This window comes from Streptomyces sp. NPDC042638 (assembly GCF_040647235.1).
GTDB lineage: Bacteria > Actinomycetota > Actinomycetes > Streptomycetales > Streptomycetaceae > Streptomyces > Streptomyces rameus.
This window is the reverse complement of sequence record NZ_JBEZBT010000086.1, coordinates 1-19,935: the sequence shown is the minus strand read 5'-3', so window position 1 is coordinate 19,935 and position 19,935 is coordinate 1. Positions and strand designations below refer to the sequence as shown.

The following is a 19,935-nucleotide window of genomic DNA, read 5'->3' as shown; positions in this document are numbered from 1 at the left end:
TCTCCTTGTTTGTGTGCCGCGGGGGGGGGGCGGGGTCCCGCCGGGGGGTGTTTCGGGGTTGGGGGGCCGGCGCCCCCCCCCCCCCCCCACGACGACGGGAAGCAGAGAGAGCGCTCTCTTCCATCCGCCGCGCTGTGCCCTTGCAGGGGGTACTTGCATAGGTCTGGCCTCCGAGGAAGGACATGATCGCGTCTGTTCGCCAGCCGCCTCTGGTGATCTCCATCAACGGTGAGCGGTGCACGCGCCCTTGTGGATCTGGATGACGACGAACCAGGCGACAGCCGGTGCTTGGGCTGCCGTCGACAGGCAGGCCCACAGCGGACGGCCGGACTCTCGTCCCCCAACCGGCGGATGCGTCGTCAACTCTGAGCAGAAGTAGCGGTGTTGAGCCATGTGGAGTTCTGTGCGAGGCAGACGGTATTGGCCCGGACCAATACCGTCAAGGCCGCGCACGGCCGGGTGCACGTCGCTCTGAACTGTCGGGTGCGAAGCGGGAGTTCGTTCGGCCACTGCTGCCGGTGTCGCTGCGGGGCCGGAAGCGGCTGGACGAGCGAACGGTGCTCAACGGGATCGTGTGGCGGGAGACCGCCGTGAACGAAGCGCTACCGCAGTTGAACGAGCTGCTGTTTTCATCGGTCGACGGCGTGTTGGTGGAATCGGTCGAAGTGATCGACACGGTCGTCCCGGTCGAGCCCCGTACGACCGCCGAACGCGCGACCTGTCCGGGGTGCGGATGCTGGGCGGGGCGAATTCACGGCTCCTACCTGCGATCCTTATGCAGGTAACCGAGCGCACGGTGTGGCGGTGGCTGGCTGCGGCCGAGCGCGATGAAGCCGGGCCGCGGAGCCCGGGCCGCGGAGCCCGGGCCGCGGAGCCCGGGCCGCGGAGCCCGGGGCGCGCGGCCCCAGAGCCGGGACCGCTTCATCGTCACCCCGGGGGTACGCCGCCCGCTCGCGTTGTGGAAGGGCAACGTCGCGGAGGTCCATTGTGAGCTGACGGCCCGCGCCGCCCGGCAGTCGCCGCCCGCGGCTCCGCCGCCGTCGCTGCCCACCCTGCACCGGGCGATCCAGCGGGATCCGACACCGGGGGAGCGGGCGGGGCTGCGGGAGGAGAGCGCGCTGCGCGCGAGCGCGATGTGTTCCTGGCCCGGCCGCGGGGCTCGCGCAACCAGGTGTGGCGGACCGACCACGCCCAGGCGCCGGTGCTGATCGGGGTCGACGGCAGGGCCCGCAGGCCGCGGATCATCTGGTTCACCGACTGCGCGACGAACGCGATCACGGGGGGTGGCCGTCGCGCCGGGGGACCTCTCGCGGGAGTCGGTGCTCGCGGCGCTGGGTTCCGCGGTGCTGCGCGAGGAGCCGTACGGCCCGTTCGGCGGCCTGCCACCCGGAGGCTTCCCAGTGTGAACGCTACGCAGCCGTCACCCAGCCCGAGGCCCCGCAGCGGCTCGGTGCGCTGACCGCCGCGCAGGCTGAGGCCGAGTTCATCCAGGCCACCGATACCGATCTGTCGGATCCGGCGCTGCCGGACCTCATCGCGCCCGCCACGTCTCGGGCCAGGTGGCGCACTCCTGTCTCCCTGGCCGCGCTGATCTCGTGAGGGCGGCCGGCCCCGACCGTGCCCGGCCGTGATCTCACTCGCGCCCCGGCCGTGATGTCACTCCCTCCCCGGCCGTGATGTCACTCCCGCCCCGGCCGGCCCCAACGGGCGGGCTGCACGTCCCCCCACCGACGCAGACCGAGACGCCTCGTGAGCGTGGCCACCTCCCAATACGTCGGCCTGCCCGACGCCTCCGTGGTCAGCACCCACGCGCTGCTGCGGGCGCGGAAGAACATCGCCGACACCGTCGCCGCCCGAGCCATGATGCGCATCCACGGCGGCGCCGGCTTCGGCAAGCCGTCAATCCCTGCCTGCGCGAACTCGGACCCGGCGAGGACGTCCGCAACATCACCTTCCGGGCCCGGCCTACCGAAGACAGCCCTGACCGGAACGCCCCCGTACATGCCTCGTAGACGAGGCCCAGTGGCTCGACGGGGAGGCGTTCGAATACCTCCGCTACCTCTGGGACGGACTGTCGGCGGTGAACGATAGGATGCGGTGTCGATCTGTGCATGACAGATTGCAACTCACTGTCCGGGGGGACTTCCACGTGAGACCACGCCTGTTCATCTCCACGTCGGTCGCGGCTGGCTTCCTCGCCACGCTGGCCCTGCCGGGCCAGGCCCTGGCCGGGCCCTCAGTGCCGAGCTCCACGCCCATGACGGCCGCTGACACGCCGACGGCTGACGCCACGGGAGCACCGACAGCCGGCGACACCCCCACGCCGCCGGACGGCCAGGGGCCGGTGATACTGAGCAAGCCGGTGCCGGGTCTGCCCTGGGCGGCCGCCGCCCCCTTCGACTACACCAACGACCGCGCCAACCTCCGTGTCTCCGCACGGTCGTCCGGCAAGGGCGCGACCGTCACATCGCTCACCGTCCGCTTCTATCCGCTGAACGCGCCCGCGGACGCGGCACCCGTACTCACCGTGACGGACTTCGAGTACGTGGACGCGGGTGTGTGGCGGGCGACGAATCCGGTTGTGCTGCCCGCCTTTGGCGCCTACCGGGTTGCGCTGGACGTTCGCGACGACCATGGCTTCGACGTCACGCTGCCCGCCGGCGGAACGGTGGACTACCAGCAAGTCGTTCACTTCAGCCAGTACACGCAGAGTGTCCCGTCGGACTTCGACTTCGACCACCGGACCGTCACCGTCCACGGGGCCCTCACGCTGACCGACCCGGGCACAGGTCAGGTGAGCCCCTTCTCGGGCGCCACCGTGTCCGTCGGCGGGAGCGGCAGTGACCCTTCGAAGGCGACGACGGACGCCGACGGCACCTTCACGACCTCGTTCGATGCCATCGGCGCGATCCAGACCTTCGGCGAATACGAGCCGGGCCGCGAGGACAGCTGGACCCACACCCACGCGTACGCGTACCTCTCCCAGCCTGACCTTCCCGCCTCCGAACCCACCCGGATCCGGTTTACCTCGCCACCTGACATCAACGTCCCCGCAGGCGGCACGGCCACCGTGACCGGCGTCGTGGAGCGCAAGGTCGGCGACGCCTGGCTCCCCGCTCCCCGCACCTTTTTCGAACTGTCAGGCCCGCAGACCGGTTCCGACTGGATCTCCAGTGGCTTCAGCGACGACCAGGGAGCATTCAGCACCCTGATCTCCCAGGCCGGTTCCTACCAAGTCCGTGACGAGGCCACGAACTTCCTGCAGCAGAGCCCGGCCGAAGGCGTCCGAGTCCACATTCCCCAGCCCGGAGCCCAGTTCACCAGCCTCAGCATCTCCCAGGACGCCACAGGCCAGGGGCTTGTCGCCGGCCATCTCACGCTGGGACAGGCTGGCCCCCCGCCCGCCGGCACCACGGTCCAGGTGCAGTACTCCGCCGACGGCAAAACCTGGCGCCACGCGGCTACCACCACGGTAGGACGCCAGGGCCTCGGCAAGGACGAGTTCCTCTGCGACGTCCGCCAAGGCAGCAACGCCAACGGCTACTGGCGCGTCTCCTTCCTCGGCAACCGCGACTGGTTGCCAGTCACCGGCAAGGCGGTGCATCTGTTGCGTACGCCCACCCGGATCACCGGAGGCAGACCGAGCACCACACACGCGAGCCGCAACCAGAAGCTCGCCTTCTCCGGGAGTCTCCAGCAGTCCTCCACAGGAACATGGCACGCCTACGGACACGCCACCGTGCGCCTGTGGTTCCAACCGACCGGCAGCAAGACCTGGCACCTCATGTCCACGGCCACCACAGACGCCCACGGCCAGTACAGCCTCAGCGCCAAGGACACCAGCACCGGCACCTGGTACGTCGCCTACCAGTCCCCCGATACCCACCACCTCAACTCGACGAGCGTCCACACCCGGGTCGACGTCAAGTAGTCCACTCGCCCACCCCCCCTTGGCGCTGCCCAGCCTGGAGCACCCGGCCGCGGACCTGCCCTCCGGGCGGCCCTGTGGCCGGGCCGGTGATGATCTACGTCGCCAACCGCGCCCTGCGCCACCTGTCCGTCTGGACATTGTCCGGCTCGGCTTACCAGCCCGCGAGCAAGCGGGGTGCTCGTCCGCGCGCGGCCATACCCAGCGCATCCGGAACGCGGACATCTGAGCAGGCGCTCAGCGGCGGGTACGGCCGGACGATCGGCGCCGGCCGGCACGGAGCACGCGGACCGCACGGTCAGTGTGGGCCGCCCTGCCAGCGGACGGCGACGGCACCGGCGAAGTCGCCGGCGTGGGCGAACCCGCCCAGCACCACCAGATCGCCGTCCTCGACCCGGCCTGCGCGCACCGCGCGGTCCAGAGTGACCGGAAGCGCCGCCCCGAACAGGTTGCCGTACCGGTCGAAGGTGTCCGGGTGCCGTTCGGCCGGGAGCTGGAGCGCCTCCCGCCAGTTGCGCAGGAAGGTGCGGTTGGGCTGGTTGGTGATCAGGACGTCGATGTCGGTCGTGGGCACGGCCAGGCGCCGGCACAGCTCCGTGACCACCTCCGGGACGAGCCGGTTGCCGCGGGCCAGGACCTTGGCGACACCGGCGTCGGTGAACCCGATGCGCAGCTGGGACTCTCCCGGTTCCCAGTACTTGCGGCCGTCGTCCACCGCCACGGTCATGTCCCCGGCGTACTCGCCCAGGTGGCGGGTCTCCACGTCGAGGACCGGGGAGCCGGCCGACGTCGTCACGAACCCCACCCCGCAGCCGTCGCCCGGGATCGCCGCCTGGGCGAGTCTGCGCACCTCGGACTGGGTGAACCACTGGCCCGCGGCACTCTGAGCGTTGCAGATCAGCGCGGTGCGGGCATCGGTCGTGCTGAGCAGTTGCCTGGCCAGCTTCAGCATGTACACGAACGACGCGCAGCCCGCGTTGGCCACGTCGACCAGCCACTCCGGGTTCAGACCCAGTCGGCGGGCCACCTCCGTGCCGGCGCCCACGAACGGCAGGTCCGGCAGCTGGCTGTGCACCAGCAGCACGTCGACCCCGCGGATCGCGTCCCTGCCGTGCCGTTCGATCAGGGGCTGCACGGCGCGCTCGACCATGTCGGCGTTGGTCTCGTCCGCGGCAACGTGGTGCCGGGCGGGCGGAACCCGGAACATGGGATGGCCGCGGAGCTTGTCCTCGGCGCCGGGATAGTCGGTGTAGAACTCGGCGGGGACCGGCTCGCCGGGCAGGTAGCTCGCCACGTCCGTGAGGCTGACCGTGGTCACCGCGCCACCGCCGTCGCCGGAGCGACGCCGATCGGCAGGCCGTTGCGGTGGCGGTGCTCCAGGATCGCCTTGAGGTTGTTCATCTCGACGGTGTGTCCGGCGTAGAACAGACCCCAGTAGTCGCCCACCCAGGGCCGGTCCGCCCGGGGCGCCTTCTCGGGGTGCGGGTTGTCGTCGTAGTAGGGGTGCCGGCAGTTGGTCCAGGTGATCACCGAACCCGGCTTGTCGAGCACCACGGCGGCCGGGACGACACGCATGAGGTAGATCATCCACAGCTTGTCGCCCTGGTCCCAGGCGCAGTGGTAGTCCACGGTCATCGCCTCGGGGTTGGCGGCCACCCGGCAGTAGATCCTGGTGTCGTCCTCCAGCCGGTCGTGGCCCACCCACAGTCCCGGTGTGCCGGACGGCGCGAAGTCCCGCAGGCTGCAGGTCCACTCCTCCAGGTGGTGGCCCTGACGCAGATAGTCGTAGACCTGCTCGGGCGGGCAGTCGACGTACTCGTGGATGGTGCAGTACCGCCCGTAGACCTGGTCGTGCGGATAGACGGCGTGGGTGAGTTCCATGCAGTGGGCGGCCAGTTGCTCCGTGCCGGCGTTCTCGATCCGCAGCAGGCCGGGGATGTCAGCCAGCGTGGACGCTTCCTCGCGCATCAGGGCTCTCCTCGTTCTCGGTGAAGGACTGGAAGGGAAGGAACGGCGGTATCTCCCGCGGGTCGCACTCCACCGCGACGAACGCAGGGCCGTCGCCCGCGTTGGCGCGCAGCAGGGCCTCGCGCAACCCGGCCGCGTCGGCGGCCCCCGTGGCCGGGAGGGACGGGAAGGCGGCGGCCACCCCGGCGGCGAGGTCGGTCCTGGTGAACAGGTCGTCGCTGCGGACGCCGCCCTGCAGGAACTCCTCCCGCAGTGCGCACATGGCGTGGGCGTTGTTGTTGAAGACGACGAAGGTGACGGGCGCGGCGTACTGGACGGCCGTGTGCACCTCCATGCCGTGCATGAAGAAGGCGCCGTCACCGGCGAGGACGTAGGTGCGCCGGCCGGTGGCGAGTGCGGCGCCGATCCCGGCACCGAAGGTGTAGCCCATGCCGCCCATGCCGACCGCCACCACGAAGCGGCCGTGACGCGGTGCCGGGAGGAGGTGGACCGCGCTGGCCCCCGTGTTGCCGGCGTCCACGAAGACGTGTGCGTCCTGCGGGAGTGCCGCCCGTACTGCGGCGACTGCCTGGGCGTACGGGACGGTCCGCCCGTCGCGGGCGGGTGGCGGACCCGGCAGCGCCGTGGGAAGGGGGCCCTCGTGGCGTGGGCAGGGCCGGGAGTGCGGCGGGAGCCGCCCGCTCACCGCGCGCAGTGCCTGGCGCAGATCGCCGCCCAGCGTGGCGCCCGCCACGAACGGAAGTTCGGGACCGAGGCTGACGACGGAGGTGGTGGCGAGGGCCCGGTCCAGGCCGTCGCGTGCCAGGGAGGGCAGCCGGGTGCCAGCCAGCAGGCAGACGTCGGCCCGTTGCAGGCAGTCCGCCACGTTGGCGTGCCCCATCACCCCGGCCACGCCCGCGAAACGTGGATCGAGGTTGTCGAAGACGTCCTTGGCGTCCGGGGTGACGGCCACCCAGGCCCCCAGGCGCCCGGCCAGTTCGGCCAGCTCCGCCCGCGCGTCCGCGGCGGCGACGCCCTCACCGGCGATGACCAGGACCCGTCCGGCGCCACGCAGGGCCCGTGACACGGCCGTGAGGGCCGCGTCGTCCGGACGTGCCGCCGCTACTGGCGTATACGTGCCGTCCGCTGTCGGCGAGGTCCGGCGGCCGGGCACCCGGATGCGCGCCTGCTGCACGTCCTTGGGCAGCAGCAGCACGGCCGGACCGGGCGGATCGGCGCGGGCCGCGGCCATCGCCCGGGGCAGCAGTTCCACCAGGGCGTCGGCGTCCTCGACCCGGGCGCAGAACCGGGAGAGGGGTGCGAAGACCTCCCGCGCGTCGAACGAGCCGGCCTTGCCGCTGGAGTCCTGGAACGCTCCGCGGCCTTCCTGGCCGGTCGGCGGCTGGCCGACCAGCGCCAGCACCGGCACCCGCGAGGCGTGCGCCTCGGCCAGACCCGGCACGAGGTTCATCGCGCCGCCGCCCGAGGTGGCGGCGACCACGCCGAGGCGTCCGGTGGTGCGGGCGTACCCGTCGGCCATCGTGACGGCGGAGAACTCGTGCTTGGCGACGATGCCGCGGACCGCGCCGCCGCGGTGGACGGCGTCGTACAGGTCCTCGATGTTCGCGCCCCCGACGCCGAACATGTGCGTGACACCTGCCCTGGCGAGCTCCCCGGCCAGATGGTCGACCATGCGTACGGTCCCTGCCGCGAGAGGGTCCGGGGGCGTGACGGTCGGGTCGGTCGTGGTGGTCATAACGGGCTCCTGTCGGTCATGCGGCTCCTGTCGGTCATGTGGTGCCGGTCGATGAGGCCCGACGGCGTGATGATCTGGAAGCGGTGCCGGTACTCCTTGGGCGTGAGGCCCAGGGTCCGGCCGAAGGAGCGGAAGAAGGTCTCGGGCGCGGCGAATCCGCAGCGGTGCGCGATCTGGCCGATCGTCAGTTCGGTGGTCTCCAGCAGCTCGCGGGCGCGGGCGATCCGCGTGCGCTCGACGTACTGGCCCGGGGTGGTGCCCACTTCGCGCCGGAAGACCCGGGCGAAGTTGCGCAGGCTCATGTTGGCCCGCTGGGCGATCTCGGCGACGGACAACGGTTTGTGCAGGTTCTCCAGGATCCACTCCTGTGCCGCCCGGATCGGTGGATGGTCGGCCAGCTGGGCGTCGAGGACGGTGCTGAACTGGGCCTGCCCGCCATGGCGCTTGAGGAACAGCACCAGGTACCGCGCCGTCTCCAGGGCGAGCGCCGCCCCGTGGTCGGCCTCCACCAGGGCCAGCGCCATGTCGATCCCGGTCGACACGCCGGCGGAGGTCACGAAGGGCCCGTCCCAGACGAAGATCGGCTCGGCGTCGACCGTCACCTCCGGATAGCGGCCGGCCATCGCCTCGCTGTACGCCCAGTGCGTGGTGGCGCGTCTGCCGTCGAGAAGGCCCGCTTCGGCCAGCAGAAAGGATCCGCCACAGACGGACGCCACTCTGCGCGAACGGGCCGCCGCCCCGCCGATCCAGGACACCAGGGCCCGGTCCCGCAGCGCGTCGGCGAGACTCCAGCCGCCCGGCACGAGGAGGGTGTCGATCGGGCCTTCCCCCGCATCCAGGGGCGACGCCTCCACGAGCACGCCCGAACTCATCCGCACCAACGGCCCGTCGGCGGAGACGAAGTCGATCCGGTACGGGGCATCCGGCGCATCGAGGAGCCGGTTGGCGGTATCGAACACTTCGATCGGTCCGGTGACGTCCAGGGCCATCGCGCCGCTGAACACCACCACCACAACACGTCGCTCTGACACCGTCACACCCTGTATCGGGTGCCGCACTGGCTGCAATGACAGATTACTGACGGATCCGGCCAGCAGGCGGGGCGTCGGCTGATAAAACGGGCGCTGAGCAGGCATGACGTGAGTGCGGGGCGAGGAACGCGGTGAGGCAGCTCACAGGTGGGCTCCTCCACATGACTCGCATGCGGCAGCACGCCCACGTTCGCCGCGCGTGCGCCGCCAAGTGGCCGAGATGTGCCCGACTGCCGCCCGGTTCGCGGCCGGCAGCCCCGGCTAGGCGACCGTCGCGGACTTCCTGCGCACCCAGGCCACTGCTGGACCGGATCGGCGGCACGGCCGGTGCTGGGTGCCGTGGTCACCCTGCGGGGCGGCGACGACACCCAGCACCGGGCGGGGATGCTGCCCACGGCCGCCTGCAGCGCACTGCTCATCGCCCGCGCCTACCACGAGGCCGCACAGAAGGCGCCCACCTGGTGAGCGCCGAAACCGCCCTCGCCGGCGCCCTCATGCCCATAGCGCAGCCGCGGACGGACCCGGCCGAGGCGACCGCCCGCACCGTCGGCGCGCCGAACCGGGCACCACGCCACCCGGCGCCCGGTACGACCCGGCGACCGAGGACCGCCTGGTCGCCCGGCGGCAGCAGAACCTCGAGCGCGTCAAGCGCGCGGGCCCCGACAGAGCGTCGGCGATCGCGTCCTCGTGCAGCTCACCGGCCGCGATGCGGCCCTGGGCGACTTCCTCGGCGAGCGGTTCGCCCAGCCGGCCCGGGGCCTGGTGGGCCTTGACCAGGGTCGACCACAGCCCCAGGGAGTGGTCCATGTCCTCGTAGTCCAGCTGGGCCACGCAGGTGCTCGTGAACGTTCAGCTGGCGCAGCGACTCTTTCAGCCGTTCAGGCTTCTCGGCATGCAGTGATCCCTCGGGCACGGGCCCGCGCGTGCTGTTCCGGCGCGTTCCCGAAGGGAAGGTCGTCAAGGATCGGGTGCATCTCGACGTGCGGGTCGGCACCGGACTCGTGGGTGAAGAGCGCCTGGCCGCTCTGGAGGCCGAGTGCGCACGGCTGGTCGCGCTCGGCGCGGTGCACGTGCGCACGCTGCTCGCCGATGAGGAAAACGAGTCGTGCATCCTGATGCGGGACATCGAGGGCAACGAGTTCTGTCTCGACTGAATGGCTGCGGCCCAACGTGGGCAAGGCCGGACCGGCAGGCAGGGGCCGCATGGTCACGCACCGGTACCCGGGCCGTCCTTCCGCCACTCGTCTTCGAGGATGCTGAACATTTCGGAGTCTCGCCAACCGTCCCGGATCAGAGCGGTGTGGCGATGGCGTCCTTCCCACGTCATGCCGAGCTTGGCGAGCACCCGCGCAGACCCGAGGTTCCGTGGGTCACAGGTGGCATATATCCGGTGGAGTTTGAGATGCTCGAACCCTCGCACAAGCAGTTGCCTTCCGATCGCCGTTCCGACGCCATGTCCCCAGGCCCGAGGGTGCACGGCATAGGTGATCTCGCCTTGTGCTCGCTCACGGCTCCGGATGTGGAGTTCGCCCATGCCGACGACGTCGCCCTCGACACGCGCCGCATAAGCGAACCGCGCCTGAGGCGAACGCGCCCACGCCTCCACCGCTTCCGCCACGAACGCGAGCGACTGCTGTTCGGTGTTCGGTCCCCAGGTCTGGAAGCGGCACACCTGAGGGAGGGAAGCCCAGGAGTGGACAGCTCGCCAGTCCGCGAGCTCGATTCTGCTCAAGGTCACCGATGGTCCTGTCACAGGCCGAGTTTGGCAGGTGCAGTCGCCCCGGCCTGGCGTTTCACGAACAGGCGCTTGGCTTGCCGTTCGACCGTCGAGCCGCTCTTGCATCGCCTCGTGGACTGCGAGTTCCTCTGGAGTGCCGAGGAAGGCCGGCCCGTAGCCGGCTGGAAGGCGCTCCAAGCCCATGGCGATGGCCTGCGCGACCGTCTTCGCGGGCCCCACGGGCTGCGAACGGAGAGGACCTGAAACCCAGTAGCTGCCTCCAGCCGCTGGCTGGATGTAAGGGATGTCCCACGTCCACCGGTGTCGTTCACCCCACCGCTGTCGCACAGGCCGGATATCGTGCTGTGTCCCCGGCAGGAAGGGCGATGACGCCATGGGCAGATCTGCCTCCAGGAGCTTGGCCCGTGTGAGCCTCGTGATGAGCACGTTACTGGTGTCGGCCGTGCTCTGCGGTACGGCGAGTGGGGCTGTCGCCGAGGATGCCGGGGGGCAGACGGCAGCGGTCCCCGCCGCACGTGTGAGCGGCGAACGTGACTGTCCCGTCGTGTACTTCGACCTGGGTGAGACCCTCCTGCACACCGCCGACGACGGCAGCACCGACTACCTGCGCGGCGCGGCCTCCTATCTGCGCGCTCTGCGTGAACGCCACATCAAGGTCGGCCTGATCACCAACGTCCCGTCCTCCTGGGGCACGACCGACACCGAGCGTGCCGCCAGGCTGAAGGAGGAGGTCGACGCTACCTGGCGGGGGCGGGTTCCCTTCGCCTGGGCGGATTTCGGGGACCGGATCCTCACTCCGCGCGCCGAGACCGAGCGTAAGCCGGCCCCGGTCCTCTGGCAGCGTGCGAAGGCCGAGTCGGGCCGCTGCCGCGTCGTGTACGAGGCGGAGACGGCCGAAGAGGTCGCGGTGGCCTCCTCGCTGGGCTTCGTGTCGTACCAGGCGGGCCGACCCCACCGGCCCGCGTTCCTGCCGGTGGGCCTCGTGGAACTCCTCGGCCGTCGGTCCCGCTGAGCCAGGACCGGGCACACTGCATCCGCCTACCGGCGGCCCGCGGGCCGGTGCGGGTTCGGCATGCCGTCGTCGCCCATGTGTGCCCGCCGCCAGATCGCCTGCCAGCTGCACGCGGCCTCACGCACGGACGGGTGCCTTCGTCCGCACGGACACGGCGCCCGCGCCCAGGCGCACCGGCCGCACAGCTCGACCCGTCCGTGCCCGGTCGAGTTCGGCTCCAGCCGACCCTCCTTCCCGCACGCGGGGCAGCCGGGCAGCTCAGCGCCGTCCAAAAGCGCGTTCTGCCGCCGGACGTACTCGGTCAGCCGCAGGGGCGGGTGGCGCAGCGGGTCGTCGTACCAGGCGCGGGCCGGGTCGTCTCAGGGGCTCCGCATCCACCACGGCCGAGGATTCGGCACAGCCCGTCGCCCCGACCGCTTCCCCGCCCGGCGTTGCGCCGCGTACTCCTCCGCCCGCGCGAGCCACAGCACTCGTGCCTCGTGCAGTTCCTCCACCGCCCGCACCAGCGCCTCCGGGTCCGCCCGCAGGTGCCGAGGGATCCGTGCGCTCAGCGTGAGGTGGTGATATGCCGCCCGGAGACCGTAGGGCGCGAAGACGGTGAGGCAGGTGCGCAGCGCGATGTGCCGCCGGTGGAGGGGGAGCCGGGCGTCGTGCACCCGCGCCCGGTGGGCTAGGGAAGCCGCTCACTCTGTGAACTCCACGTCCGGCGCCCGGGCCAGAGGTGTGGACCTCGAGCCCGGGCACCCCGGCGGGCCGCCTGCGGCCCGGTGGTGGCCCGCCCGGTCAGTGGGCGGCGAGGAGCTCCAGCGTGTCGATCACCCGGTTGGAGAAGCCCCACTCGTTGTCGTACCACGCGACCACCTTGACGTGGCGGCCATCGACGCGGGTGAGGGCCGAATCGAAGATCGACGAGGCGGGGTTTCCCGTGATGTCCGACGACACGAGCGGGTCCTCCGAGTACTCGAGGACGCCCGCGAGCGGCCCCTCCGCCGCGGCGCGGTAGGCCGCCAGCACGTCGTCACGCGTCACCTCGCGGGCGACGGTCGTGTTGAGTTCGACGATGGAGCCCACCGGCACCGGCACGCGGATCGAGTCACCCGAGAGCTTGCCGTCGAGGTTCGGCAGCACCAGGCCGATCGCCTTGGCGGCCCCGGTCGTGGTCGGCACGATGTTGACGCCGGCGGCCCGGGCACGACGGGCGTCGCGGTGGGGACCGTCCTGGAGGTTCTGCTCCTGCGTGTAGGCGTGCACCGTCGTCATGAACCCGTGCTCGATGCCGGCCAGTTCGTCGAGGACGGCGGCCAGCGGCGCGAGGGCGTTGGTGGTGCAGGAGGCGTTCGAGACGATCGTGTGCTCGGCCGGGTCGTAGGCGTCGGTGTTGACGCCGAACGCGAGCGTGACGTCGGCGCCGTCCGACGGTGCGCTGACGAGCACCTTCCTCGCGCCCGCGTCGAGGTGGGCCCGGGCGGCCTTGGCCGAGGTGAAGCGGCCGGTGGCCTCCAGGACGATGTCGACGCCGAGCTCGGCCCACGGCAGTCGCGCCGGTTCGCGTTCGGCCAGCACCGTGATCCGCCGGCCGTCGACGACGAGGGCGTCCCCGTCGACGGTCACCGGACGCCCCAGCCGGCCGGCCGTGCTGTCGTAGGCCAGCAGGCGGGCGAGAGCGGCGGGCTCCGTCAGATCGTTGACGGCGACGATCTCGAGGGTGCTGTCGCGCTCCAGCAGTGCGCGCAGCACATTGCGTCCGATGCGGCCGAATCCGTTGATGGCGATGCGAGTCATGAGTGATGTCCCTTCCCTTCGCCACCAGCGTCGCCCGCTGCTCGCCCCGCTGACAGTGGCGGGATCGCCACGGTTCAAAAGGATCCCGCCACAAGGCCCCACCACCCGGGTGCCGGTGGGTCACTCGCCGCGGGTGAAGGTGCGCCGGTACTCGCTCGGTGTGGTGCCGAGGATGCGCTGGAAGTGCAGGCGCAGGTTCGCACCGGTGCCGAGCCCGACGTCCCCGGCGATCTGCTCGACGCTGCGCTGCGAGCGTTCCAGCAGCTCGCGGGCCAGGTCGATGCGGGCCCGCATCACCCACTGCATCGGCGTGTAGCCGGTCTCCTCGACGAAGCGCCGGGAGAACGTGCGCGGTGAGACCTCGGCCTGCCGCGCCAGGATGTCGAGGGTGAGGGGCTCGCCGAGCCGGTGCAGCGCCCACTCGCGGGTGGCGGCGAACCGCTCGCCGAGTGGCTCGGGAACGCTGCGCGGCACGTACTGGGCCTGACCGCCACTGCGGTAGGGAGCGGCGACCAGACGCCGGGCCGCATGGTTGGACGCGGCCACTCCGAGGTCGCCGCGCAGGATGTGCAGGCACAGGTCGATGCCGGAGGCGGCGCCGGCCGAGGTGAGCACGCTGCCCTCGTCCACGAACAGCACGTTCTCGTCGACCTTGACGAGCGGGTGCCTGGCCTTGAGTGCCCGCGTGTAGTGCCAGTGCGTCGTGGCGCGCCTGCCGTCGAGCAGGCCCGTGGCGGCGAGCGCGAAGGCGCCCGTCGAGATGGCCGCGAGTCGTGCGCCCCGGGCGTGGGTGGCGATCAGTGCGTCGACGACGGCCTGCGGCGGGTCGTCGCGGTCCGGGAAGCGGTAGCCGGGGACGAAGACGATGTCGGCCCACGCAAGTGCGTCGAGGCCGTGGGCGACGTCATAGGCGAGGCCGTCACCGCCGGTCACGAGACTGGGCGACGCCCCGCACACCCGCACCTCGTACGGCATGCTCGCGCGGGTCGTGAAAACCTGCGCGGGAATTCCGACATCGAGCGGCTTCGCCCCCTCGAGCACGAGGACGGCGACGCGATGCAGGCGAGTGGCTGGCACAGGAAGAGATTACGTGGGCCGTGACGGCGGTACGTCCGCTGCGGGGACGGGTGGACGGGGGGTCCTCCAGGACGTCCTTCCGCCCGCGCGGAGCCGGCCGGTGGCGCTCGGCCACGCCGGCCTCCCCGGCTGACCGGATCGGCCACGCCGGTACCGGCTGACCGGATCGGCCTCGTGCGGCGTCGTGGAGGTCCGGTACGCGTGCTCCGGGCGGCCCCGGCCGGCCGACGGGCGGTGTGCCCGCCCAGGCCGCGGGGCCGGGGGACGGGCGGCGCGGCCGGCGGCACGGAGGGAAAGGGGACGTGGGCGAGAGGTCGGCGCCCGAGCCCCGCACGGCAGCCGGCGGCGTCCTGTCAGACGGACCGCCCGGCGCCGTAGTAGCCATGGCGCAGGCAGAATCGCATGGGCTCGGTGCCGCCGGCCCGGATGTGCCCGATCAGCGTCGACCGCAGTGGTTCGGGCAGCTGCCTGCCGTGCGCTCCGGTCCATTCGAGCGACGCGAAGAGCTGGGCTGCGCCGTCCAGTTGGGCGGGGCTCGGCGAGTGCGTGGTCAGCGCGGTGAGGACGAGGCCGGGGTCTTCGGCGAGCAGCTGCTGCTGGACCGCCAGGTCGTACCACTTCAGACCGCCGGTGGGCTCTCTGGCGGCGGCTCCGGCCCATGCCAGCAGGACGAGGACCCGCTCGACGCCGTCGGGATAGACGCGGGGGACGAGCCTCGTGAGCCGGACCGTGGCCGCGCGGAGTCCATCCGACCGGGTTCGCGGGTCACGTCCCGGCGGGTCGCAGACGTCCATGGCCGCCTCGCGCAGCCCGGCGGGCGCGGCCTGGACCCAGCGCAGCTGACGCCGGTCCTCCTCGGCCCGCTGCGCGGCCAGCCGCGCCTGGGCCTCCCGGGACGCCGTCAGGCCCTGTTCCGCCAGCCACTCGGTGAGTGCCGGGCCGTGACGCAGGTCGGCATCGCTGTCGCCGACGCCTCGAAGACCCGACCGGTGGTGCAGCGTCCAGCAGGCGATCAGCTGGTCATCTACGGCGTGAACCATGATCGTCGGCCGGCCGTCGCACCGGCACCGGTCGCCCGTACCGCCGTCCACGATGGCCAGGAGGCGGCTCAGGTCCGCGATCCCGGTGCCGGTCACCACGGTCCGCGCCACATCGGCGCGGTCCACGTCGGCAGGCGATCCCTCGGCGATCACGACGCGCCCGGCACGCTCCAGTACGTCGCGCAGGCGAGCCGTCGTCGGGGCGCCCTCATCCATACCTGTCGTTCCCTCGGAGATCACGAGCGCGAGAATAGCCGCGCCGTTCCGCCGACGGCCTCCGGGCCCCGGTCCGGTGCCTGGGGCCAGGACCCGTCCGGTGCCAAGTCCGCGGCCTTGTCCGGCGCCGGGGACTTGCGGCCATGGTCCTTCCCCGGCCCGCCGTCGGCGGTGTCCCGGCAGGGACCGAGCCCCCCTCAGAGCCGCAGGGCATGTCCGGTCTCGGGTGTGGTGGCCGGCCGACTGATCAGGCGGAGCGTTCGGGGATGGTGGGAAGGATCTTCTCGGCGATGTCGCGAAGGACGGTGTCGTCCGGGAGGGCTCCTGACTCGCTCCACACGGTGCCGTAGCTGCCCCCTCGGTCCGTGCGGTCCAGGGCGACCGAAAGCGTTCTCGCCAGGGGGCCTTGGCCGACCGGTGCAGCGGATCCGTCGCCGCTGAGGTCTATCGTCAGCTTGAGGGTGTGGTCCGAGGAGAAGACCCCGGGGCGGTCGAGGACCTGGACCGTCTTGATGTCCTTCTCGCCCACGGTTTCCTTCAGCTTCACGTACTGGGCCACCGACAACTTGTCGTAGGTGGCCGAGATTTTGACGGTGTAGGTGTCGAACCGGACCTCGGCCTCCGGCTGGGCGACCCTCCCGTCGGACAGGGGAGCGGTGTTGTCGGTGCCGGATGCCGCGGTCGCGGTCTCTGCGGGCGTTCCGAGGAGCTGGGCCAGATCGGGCCGGTTGAGCGCCTCGCACAGCTCCTGACCGGTCACCGCGCCGGGCTTGGCCTGGTAGGCCCTCGGCAGCTCCTCGCGTTCCTCGTTCGAACAGGATGCGGCTCGCGATGCGCTGTCGTCGGACGGCATCACGCGCGGGAGCAACAACAGCGCGGCCGCGATCGCCTGCCGTGTGGCGCGGAACCAGGCCGGCAGGTCGCCGTACAGGCGGCGTTCGGCCTCCGCCGTGCAGCCCGTGTCGCTGTGGGTGACCCGGATGCCGTTGGGCAGGTCGGCGGTGAGCCCCTCGGGGCGCGGGCCGGCCAGCGCGGCGACCACGGCGGGGCGGCGGTCGGGTGGCAATGACAGCAGGTAGCGCTTGTTGGGGTCGATCGCGGCGGCCCGCCGGAGAGCGACGCGCTGTTCGGCTCCGTATCCGTGGGCCCTGGCCCAGCCGATGTCGTCGAACACGTAGGGGAAGTCGCGGCGCGCTGTGGCCGGTGCGACCACCCAGAAGCGGAAGCCGTGACGGCGCATGCAGTCGCGTTCCGGCAACTGTTCGGCGACGGCGAGGACTTGCCGCGAGGTGCCGGTCCGCGCGACCGCCTTGACGTCCGCCTTCGTGTCGGCCCGGGTGTCCGCTTGGGCGCCCGCCCGGACGTCCGCCTTCGTGTCCGTCCGGGTGTCCGTCCCCGCGCCCGCCTGGATGTCCGCCGCCGACCGGCGGGCCGAGGCGTCGTCGCTCTGTCCCGTGCAACCCAGCAGCAGTGACATGGCCGCCGCCGCGCCCACCACCCCCGCTGCCGCCCGTGCCGTCTGCCGCATGCCCCGACTCCCTCCACGCCGTCCCGCCGTCCGGTCCGGAAGGTGCCTAGCCCGCCCGCGTTGTTCGGTGTCAGCGGGCGGCAGCCTGACAAACAACGTCCGGACAACGGCTTCCCCGTCGCTGGTGTGCCCCGCGAGCCGCCGCGGGGCCGCCCGGCGCGGCGGCCGGATCACCGCCTGCCTCGATGACCTGGAGCGGGGTCGCGCCCGGCTTTCAGCGCATCCGGGTGAAGGTGGCGAAGAGGTCACCCGTGTACCAGGCCGAACCGTCGTCACCGGTGACGATCCGCTCCGCATCACGGCCTTGCCCTGGCCGTTTGGGGTTGACGTCCCACTCCCGGTAGCCGATCGGGTTGCCGGCGGCGTCATTGCGGGGCAGCGTGCCCTCCCGGTTCGCCCAGACCGCGCCGCCGCGGGTGCCTGAGCCGTCGTTCGGCGGCCATTGACCGGCGTCGATCTTGGTCAGCGTGTCCCAGGCGCTCTGCGGCACCACGGCGGAGCTGACGACACCAGAGGGAGAGACCGGCGCGGCGCCGACGCGGCCGATCGCCGATGCGGTCGGCGCGAACAGGACCGCGGCGGCGACGGAAGCCGAGGCCACAGCCATCAACTTCTTGATCACGACCGGCTCAACGAACCAGCTCCGACCCGGACACGGGCGCGCTCCGCGGGTCCGGGTGAACCACCTACCTGCTGTACGCGCCGAGCGGCCGGCCACATCACCAGGTTCCGTGACTCGCTCTGCCCGCACCGGGTCCGATCCGCTTCACTCACTCCGAGCCGGCCGTGGAGAACGGCATCGAGACGGACTGGCGTGTGCGAGGGTGGCCTGCCCCCGGCGAGGGTGGCCTGCTGGTCACAGGGCAGGAAGACCTTCGGGGTACCTTCCCGAAATCACCTGCCGGGATACCAACGAGCCAGCTGGTCCTTGATCCAGGGGTCGAAGACCGCCTGACGGCGGGCGGCGGAGGGGTAGAAGGTGGCCAGCTGGTCGGCGATCCACGGATCCGTGGGCTGTCGGGCTGTGCCCCGGCTCTCCGCGCCGGCCGTGGCGCCGGGGGCCCGGTGATGGTCCGCCGCGGGAGTAGCCGCCATCGCCGAGCTGCCGCCGGCCATCAGGGCGCCGCCGGCGATCGCGGCACACACGCCTGCGCTCACGATGCGTCGCGTCAACATCATGCTCGATTCCTCCTTGATCGGGCCGCCTCGCGGGATCACCGTGCGAGACGGGCCGTACAGCGATTCGGAACCATATGTTCCGGTTGGTGTTCCTACCCTTTCGCCTGTCTCACACACCCCTCCCGTCGCTCCTGTCGGCGTGAGTGTCGTCGGAAGGCGGACGGGATGTTTCACGGTTTCCGGACAGTCGGTGCGCCGGTTTTCTTTTGTGTACATGACCTGCGTAAGCCGGGGTAGGCGCGCGATCGTCGGCTCGTACAGGCAGGCCGACGGTGTGCAGCGACAGGGGAGGGAAGCATCATGGCGACAGTGACTGCGGCGAAGACGGACCTGGACGTGGCTGGTCTGCCGGAGGTGGCCGACCCCTCGCAGGTGGCGCCGAAGGACGCCCGTCAGTTGACGCGTCTCTTCTTCGACCAGCTCTCGCGGCTGGAGGAGGGCACGGCCGAGTACAGCTACGCCCGGAACACGCTGATCGAGATGAACATGTCCCTGGTCCGCTTCGCGGCCGGCCGGTTCCGCAGCCGCGGACCGGAGGAGATGGAGGACATCGTCCAGGTCGGCATGATCGGCCTGATCAAGGCCATCGACCGGTTCGAGCTGACCCGTGAGGTGGAGTTCACCTCGTTCGCCATCCCCTACATCGTCGGCGAGATCAAGCGCTTCTTCCGCGACACCACCTGGGCCGTCCACGTACCGCGCCGCCTGCAGGAAGCCCGGGTCCAGCTCGCCCGCGCCACGGAGGAGCTGCGCAGTCGGCTGGGCCGTACGCCTACGGTGAAGGAGCTGTCGGAGCTGATGAGCCTGCCGGAGGAGGAGGTCCGTGAGGCCCGCCTGGCTTCCAACGGCTACAACTCCTCCTCCCTGGACGCCACCCTCAACGCCAGTGAGGACGGCGAGGCGGCGCTGCAGGACTTCATCGGCGCCGAGGACGCTGCCCTGGAGCTGGTGGAGGACTTCCACTCTCTGGCCCCGCTGATCGCCGGACTCGAAGACCGGGACCGGCAGATCATCCACATGCGGTTCGTCGACGAGCTCACCCAGGCTCAGATCGGCGAGCGGCTCGGCGTCTCCCAGATGCACGTCTCCCGCCTGCTCTCCCGCTGCCTGGGTCGCCTGCGCGAAGGTCTGCTCACCAACGACTGAGAACCCGCACCGCCCCACGAAGCCCGCCGCGTCTCGCGGCGGGCTTCGCCACGCGGGTCCGTCGACCTGGCGCGACCGCGCAGGTCTGGTACGGCCGCGTCGGCCTCGTACGACCGTGCAGGTCTGGTCCGGCCGCGTCGGTCTGGTGCGGCCGTCTCGGTCTGGAGCGGTCGCGCGTACTGGCGTGAATCCGTCGGACGGGCACGGGCACGGATGCTCGGGCTGGCGGGCAACGGATGCTCGGCCTGGCGGGCAGCTATGTCCCTCGCGACCATCCGGAGCAGGACCCGATCGGGGTCGGTCCAGGGGCGGCCGCTGCTGCGTCCGCGCCGGGCCTGTCAGGCGGCGTGCGGCGTGCGCACATGCCCAGTACTCCATGGAAGTAACTCATATTTTGTGTGCTTGTAGGCGCGATGTAAGGGCATCCGATAGCCAGGAGGTTGATATACATGGTTCCCCTGCTTCTGGTTCTTCTGCTGGCTCTGATCCTCTTCGGTGCGGGTTTCGCGCTGAAGGCACTGTGGTGGATCGCGGTGATCGTGCTCGTCGTGTGGC

The 19,935-nt window shown here is 71.4% G+C and carries 17 protein-coding genes and 3 pseudogenes; 6 read left to right on the top strand and 14 right to left on the bottom strand.

The genetic code is table 11. The annotated features are described in order from the left end of the window. Positions 1-2,149 precede the first annotated feature (2,149 nt). Positions 2,150-3,931 (top strand): hypothetical protein, encoded by a 1,782-nt coding sequence (locus AB0B40_RS36015; RefSeq protein WP_362267780.1) that lies wholly within the window; start codon positions 2,150-2,152, stop codon positions 3,929-3,931. Positions 3,932-4,226: 295 nt separating this feature from the next. Here AB0B40_RS36015 and AB0B40_RS36010 read toward each other — a convergent pair whose 3' ends face one another. The 4 genes from AB0B40_RS36010 to AB0B40_RS35995 are packed head-to-tail and all read right to left on the bottom strand — an operon-like array spanning position 4,227 to position 8,662. Then, positions 4,227-5,246, bottom strand: a complete 1,020-nt coding sequence (locus AB0B40_RS36010) for a ketoacyl-ACP synthase III family protein (protein ID WP_362267777.1) — start codon at positions 5,244-5,246, stop codon at positions 4,227-4,229. After that, positions 5,243-5,896, bottom strand: coding sequence for an SRPBCC family protein (locus tag AB0B40_RS36005; RefSeq protein WP_345048466.1), 654 nt, complete (start codon positions 5,894-5,896; stop codon positions 5,243-5,245). Before AB0B40_RS36005 ends, AB0B40_RS36010 begins: the two co-directional genes overlap by 4 nt. After that, positions 5,868-7,631, bottom strand: coding sequence for a thiamine pyrophosphate-binding protein (locus tag AB0B40_RS36000; protein ID WP_362267776.1), 1,764 nt, complete (start codon positions 7,629-7,631; stop codon positions 5,868-5,870). Before AB0B40_RS36000 ends, AB0B40_RS36005 begins: the two co-directional genes overlap by 29 nt. After that, positions 7,628-8,662, bottom strand: a complete 1,035-nt coding sequence (locus AB0B40_RS35995) for a GlxA family transcriptional regulator (protein ID WP_362267774.1) — start codon at positions 8,660-8,662, stop codon at positions 7,628-7,630. The genes AB0B40_RS36000 and AB0B40_RS35995 overlap by 4 nt, the downstream gene beginning before the upstream one ends. A 339-nt stretch (positions 8,663-9,001) precedes the next feature. Here AB0B40_RS35995 and AB0B40_RS35990 point away from each other — a divergent pair, with 339 nt between their 5' ends. Next, positions 9,002-9,127 carry a hypothetical protein gene (locus AB0B40_RS35990; RefSeq protein WP_362267772.1) on the top strand — a complete coding sequence of 42 codons (126 nt, stop codon included), beginning with the start codon at positions 9,002-9,004 and terminating at the stop codon, positions 9,125-9,127. Between the two features lie 27 nt (positions 9,128-9,154). Here AB0B40_RS35990 and AB0B40_RS35985 read toward each other — a convergent pair whose 3' ends face one another. Further along, positions 9,155-9,493: a hypothetical protein gene (locus AB0B40_RS35985; RefSeq protein WP_362267771.1), complete on the bottom strand. Its 339-nt coding sequence runs from the start codon at positions 9,491-9,493 to the stop codon at positions 9,155-9,157. Between the two features lie 59 nt (positions 9,494-9,552). Between AB0B40_RS35985 and AB0B40_RS35980 the strand changes: the two are divergent. Continuing rightward, positions 9,553-9,816 (top strand): annotated as a pseudogene (locus AB0B40_RS35980) (VOC family protein); the annotation flags it as partial. A gap of 53 nt (positions 9,817-9,869) precedes the next feature. Here the strand turns inward: AB0B40_RS35980 and AB0B40_RS35975 are convergent. Both AB0B40_RS35975 and AB0B40_RS35970 read right to left on the bottom strand, forming a co-directional pair. Further along, positions 9,870-10,400 (bottom strand): GNAT family protein, encoded by a 531-nt coding sequence (locus AB0B40_RS35975; protein ID WP_345048519.1) that lies wholly within the window; start codon positions 10,398-10,400, stop codon positions 9,870-9,872. Between the two features lie 144 nt (positions 10,401-10,544). Next, positions 10,545-10,775, bottom strand: a pseudogene (locus AB0B40_RS35970) (DUF6193 family natural product biosynthesis protein); the annotation flags it as partial. Positions 10,776-10,944: 169 nt separating this feature from the next. Between AB0B40_RS35970 and AB0B40_RS35965 the strand changes: the two are divergent. Next, positions 10,945-11,412, top strand: coding sequence for a hypothetical protein (locus AB0B40_RS35965; RefSeq protein WP_345048475.1), 468 nt, complete (start codon positions 10,945-10,947; stop codon positions 11,410-11,412). A gap of 359 nt (positions 11,413-11,771) precedes the next feature. On the opposite strand, the gene AB0B40_RS35960 is transcribed toward AB0B40_RS35965, so the two are convergent. The 7 genes from AB0B40_RS35960 to AB0B40_RS35930 all read right to left on the bottom strand — a co-directional run bounded on the left by AB0B40_RS35960 (position 11,772) and on the right by AB0B40_RS35930 (position 18,234). Beyond that, positions 11,772-12,068 (bottom strand): hypothetical protein, encoded by a 297-nt coding sequence (locus AB0B40_RS35960; RefSeq protein ID WP_362267769.1) that lies wholly within the window; start codon positions 12,066-12,068, stop codon positions 11,772-11,774. Between the two features lie 127 nt (positions 12,069-12,195). Continuing rightward, on the bottom strand, positions 12,196-13,194 hold the full coding sequence (gene gap / locus AB0B40_RS35955; protein WP_362267766.1) for a type I glyceraldehyde-3-phosphate dehydrogenase: 999 nt from the start codon (positions 13,192-13,194) through the stop codon (positions 12,196-12,198). A gap of 120 nt (positions 13,195-13,314) precedes the next feature. Continuing rightward, positions 13,315-14,271: a helix-turn-helix domain-containing protein gene (locus AB0B40_RS35950; protein ID WP_362267764.1), complete on the bottom strand. Its 957-nt coding sequence runs from the start codon at positions 14,269-14,271 to the stop codon at positions 13,315-13,317. A 353-nt stretch (positions 14,272-14,624) separates the two neighbouring features. After that, on the bottom strand, positions 14,625-15,527 hold the full coding sequence (locus AB0B40_RS35945) for a hypothetical protein (protein ID WP_362267762.1): 903 nt from the start codon (positions 15,525-15,527) through the stop codon (positions 14,625-14,627). Positions 15,528-15,774: 247 nt separating this feature from the next. Then, complete coding sequence (locus AB0B40_RS35940) at positions 15,775-17,055, bottom strand: DUF6215 domain-containing protein (protein WP_362267761.1); 1,281 nt, start codon at positions 17,053-17,055, stop codon at positions 15,775-15,777. A gap of 214 nt (positions 17,056-17,269) precedes the next feature. Beyond that, positions 17,270-17,677 carry a ribonuclease domain-containing protein gene (locus tag AB0B40_RS35935; protein ID WP_362267759.1) on the bottom strand — a complete coding sequence of 136 codons (408 nt, stop codon included), beginning with the start codon at positions 17,675-17,677 and terminating at the stop codon, positions 17,270-17,272. 272 nt (positions 17,678-17,949) lie between these two features. Further along, positions 17,950-18,234: a hypothetical protein gene (locus tag AB0B40_RS35930; protein WP_345048486.1), complete on the bottom strand. Its 285-nt coding sequence runs from the start codon at positions 18,232-18,234 to the stop codon at positions 17,950-17,952. A gap of 300 nt (positions 18,235-18,534) precedes the next feature. Here AB0B40_RS35930 and AB0B40_RS35925 point away from each other — a divergent pair, with 300 nt between their 5' ends. Then, on the top strand, positions 18,535-19,380 hold the full coding sequence (locus tag AB0B40_RS35925) for an RNA polymerase sigma factor SigF (protein WP_345048488.1): 846 nt from the start codon (positions 18,535-18,537) through the stop codon (positions 19,378-19,380). Between the two features lie 449 nt (positions 19,381-19,829). After that, positions 19,830-19,935, top strand: a pseudogene (locus AB0B40_RS35920) (hydrophobic protein); the annotation flags it as partial.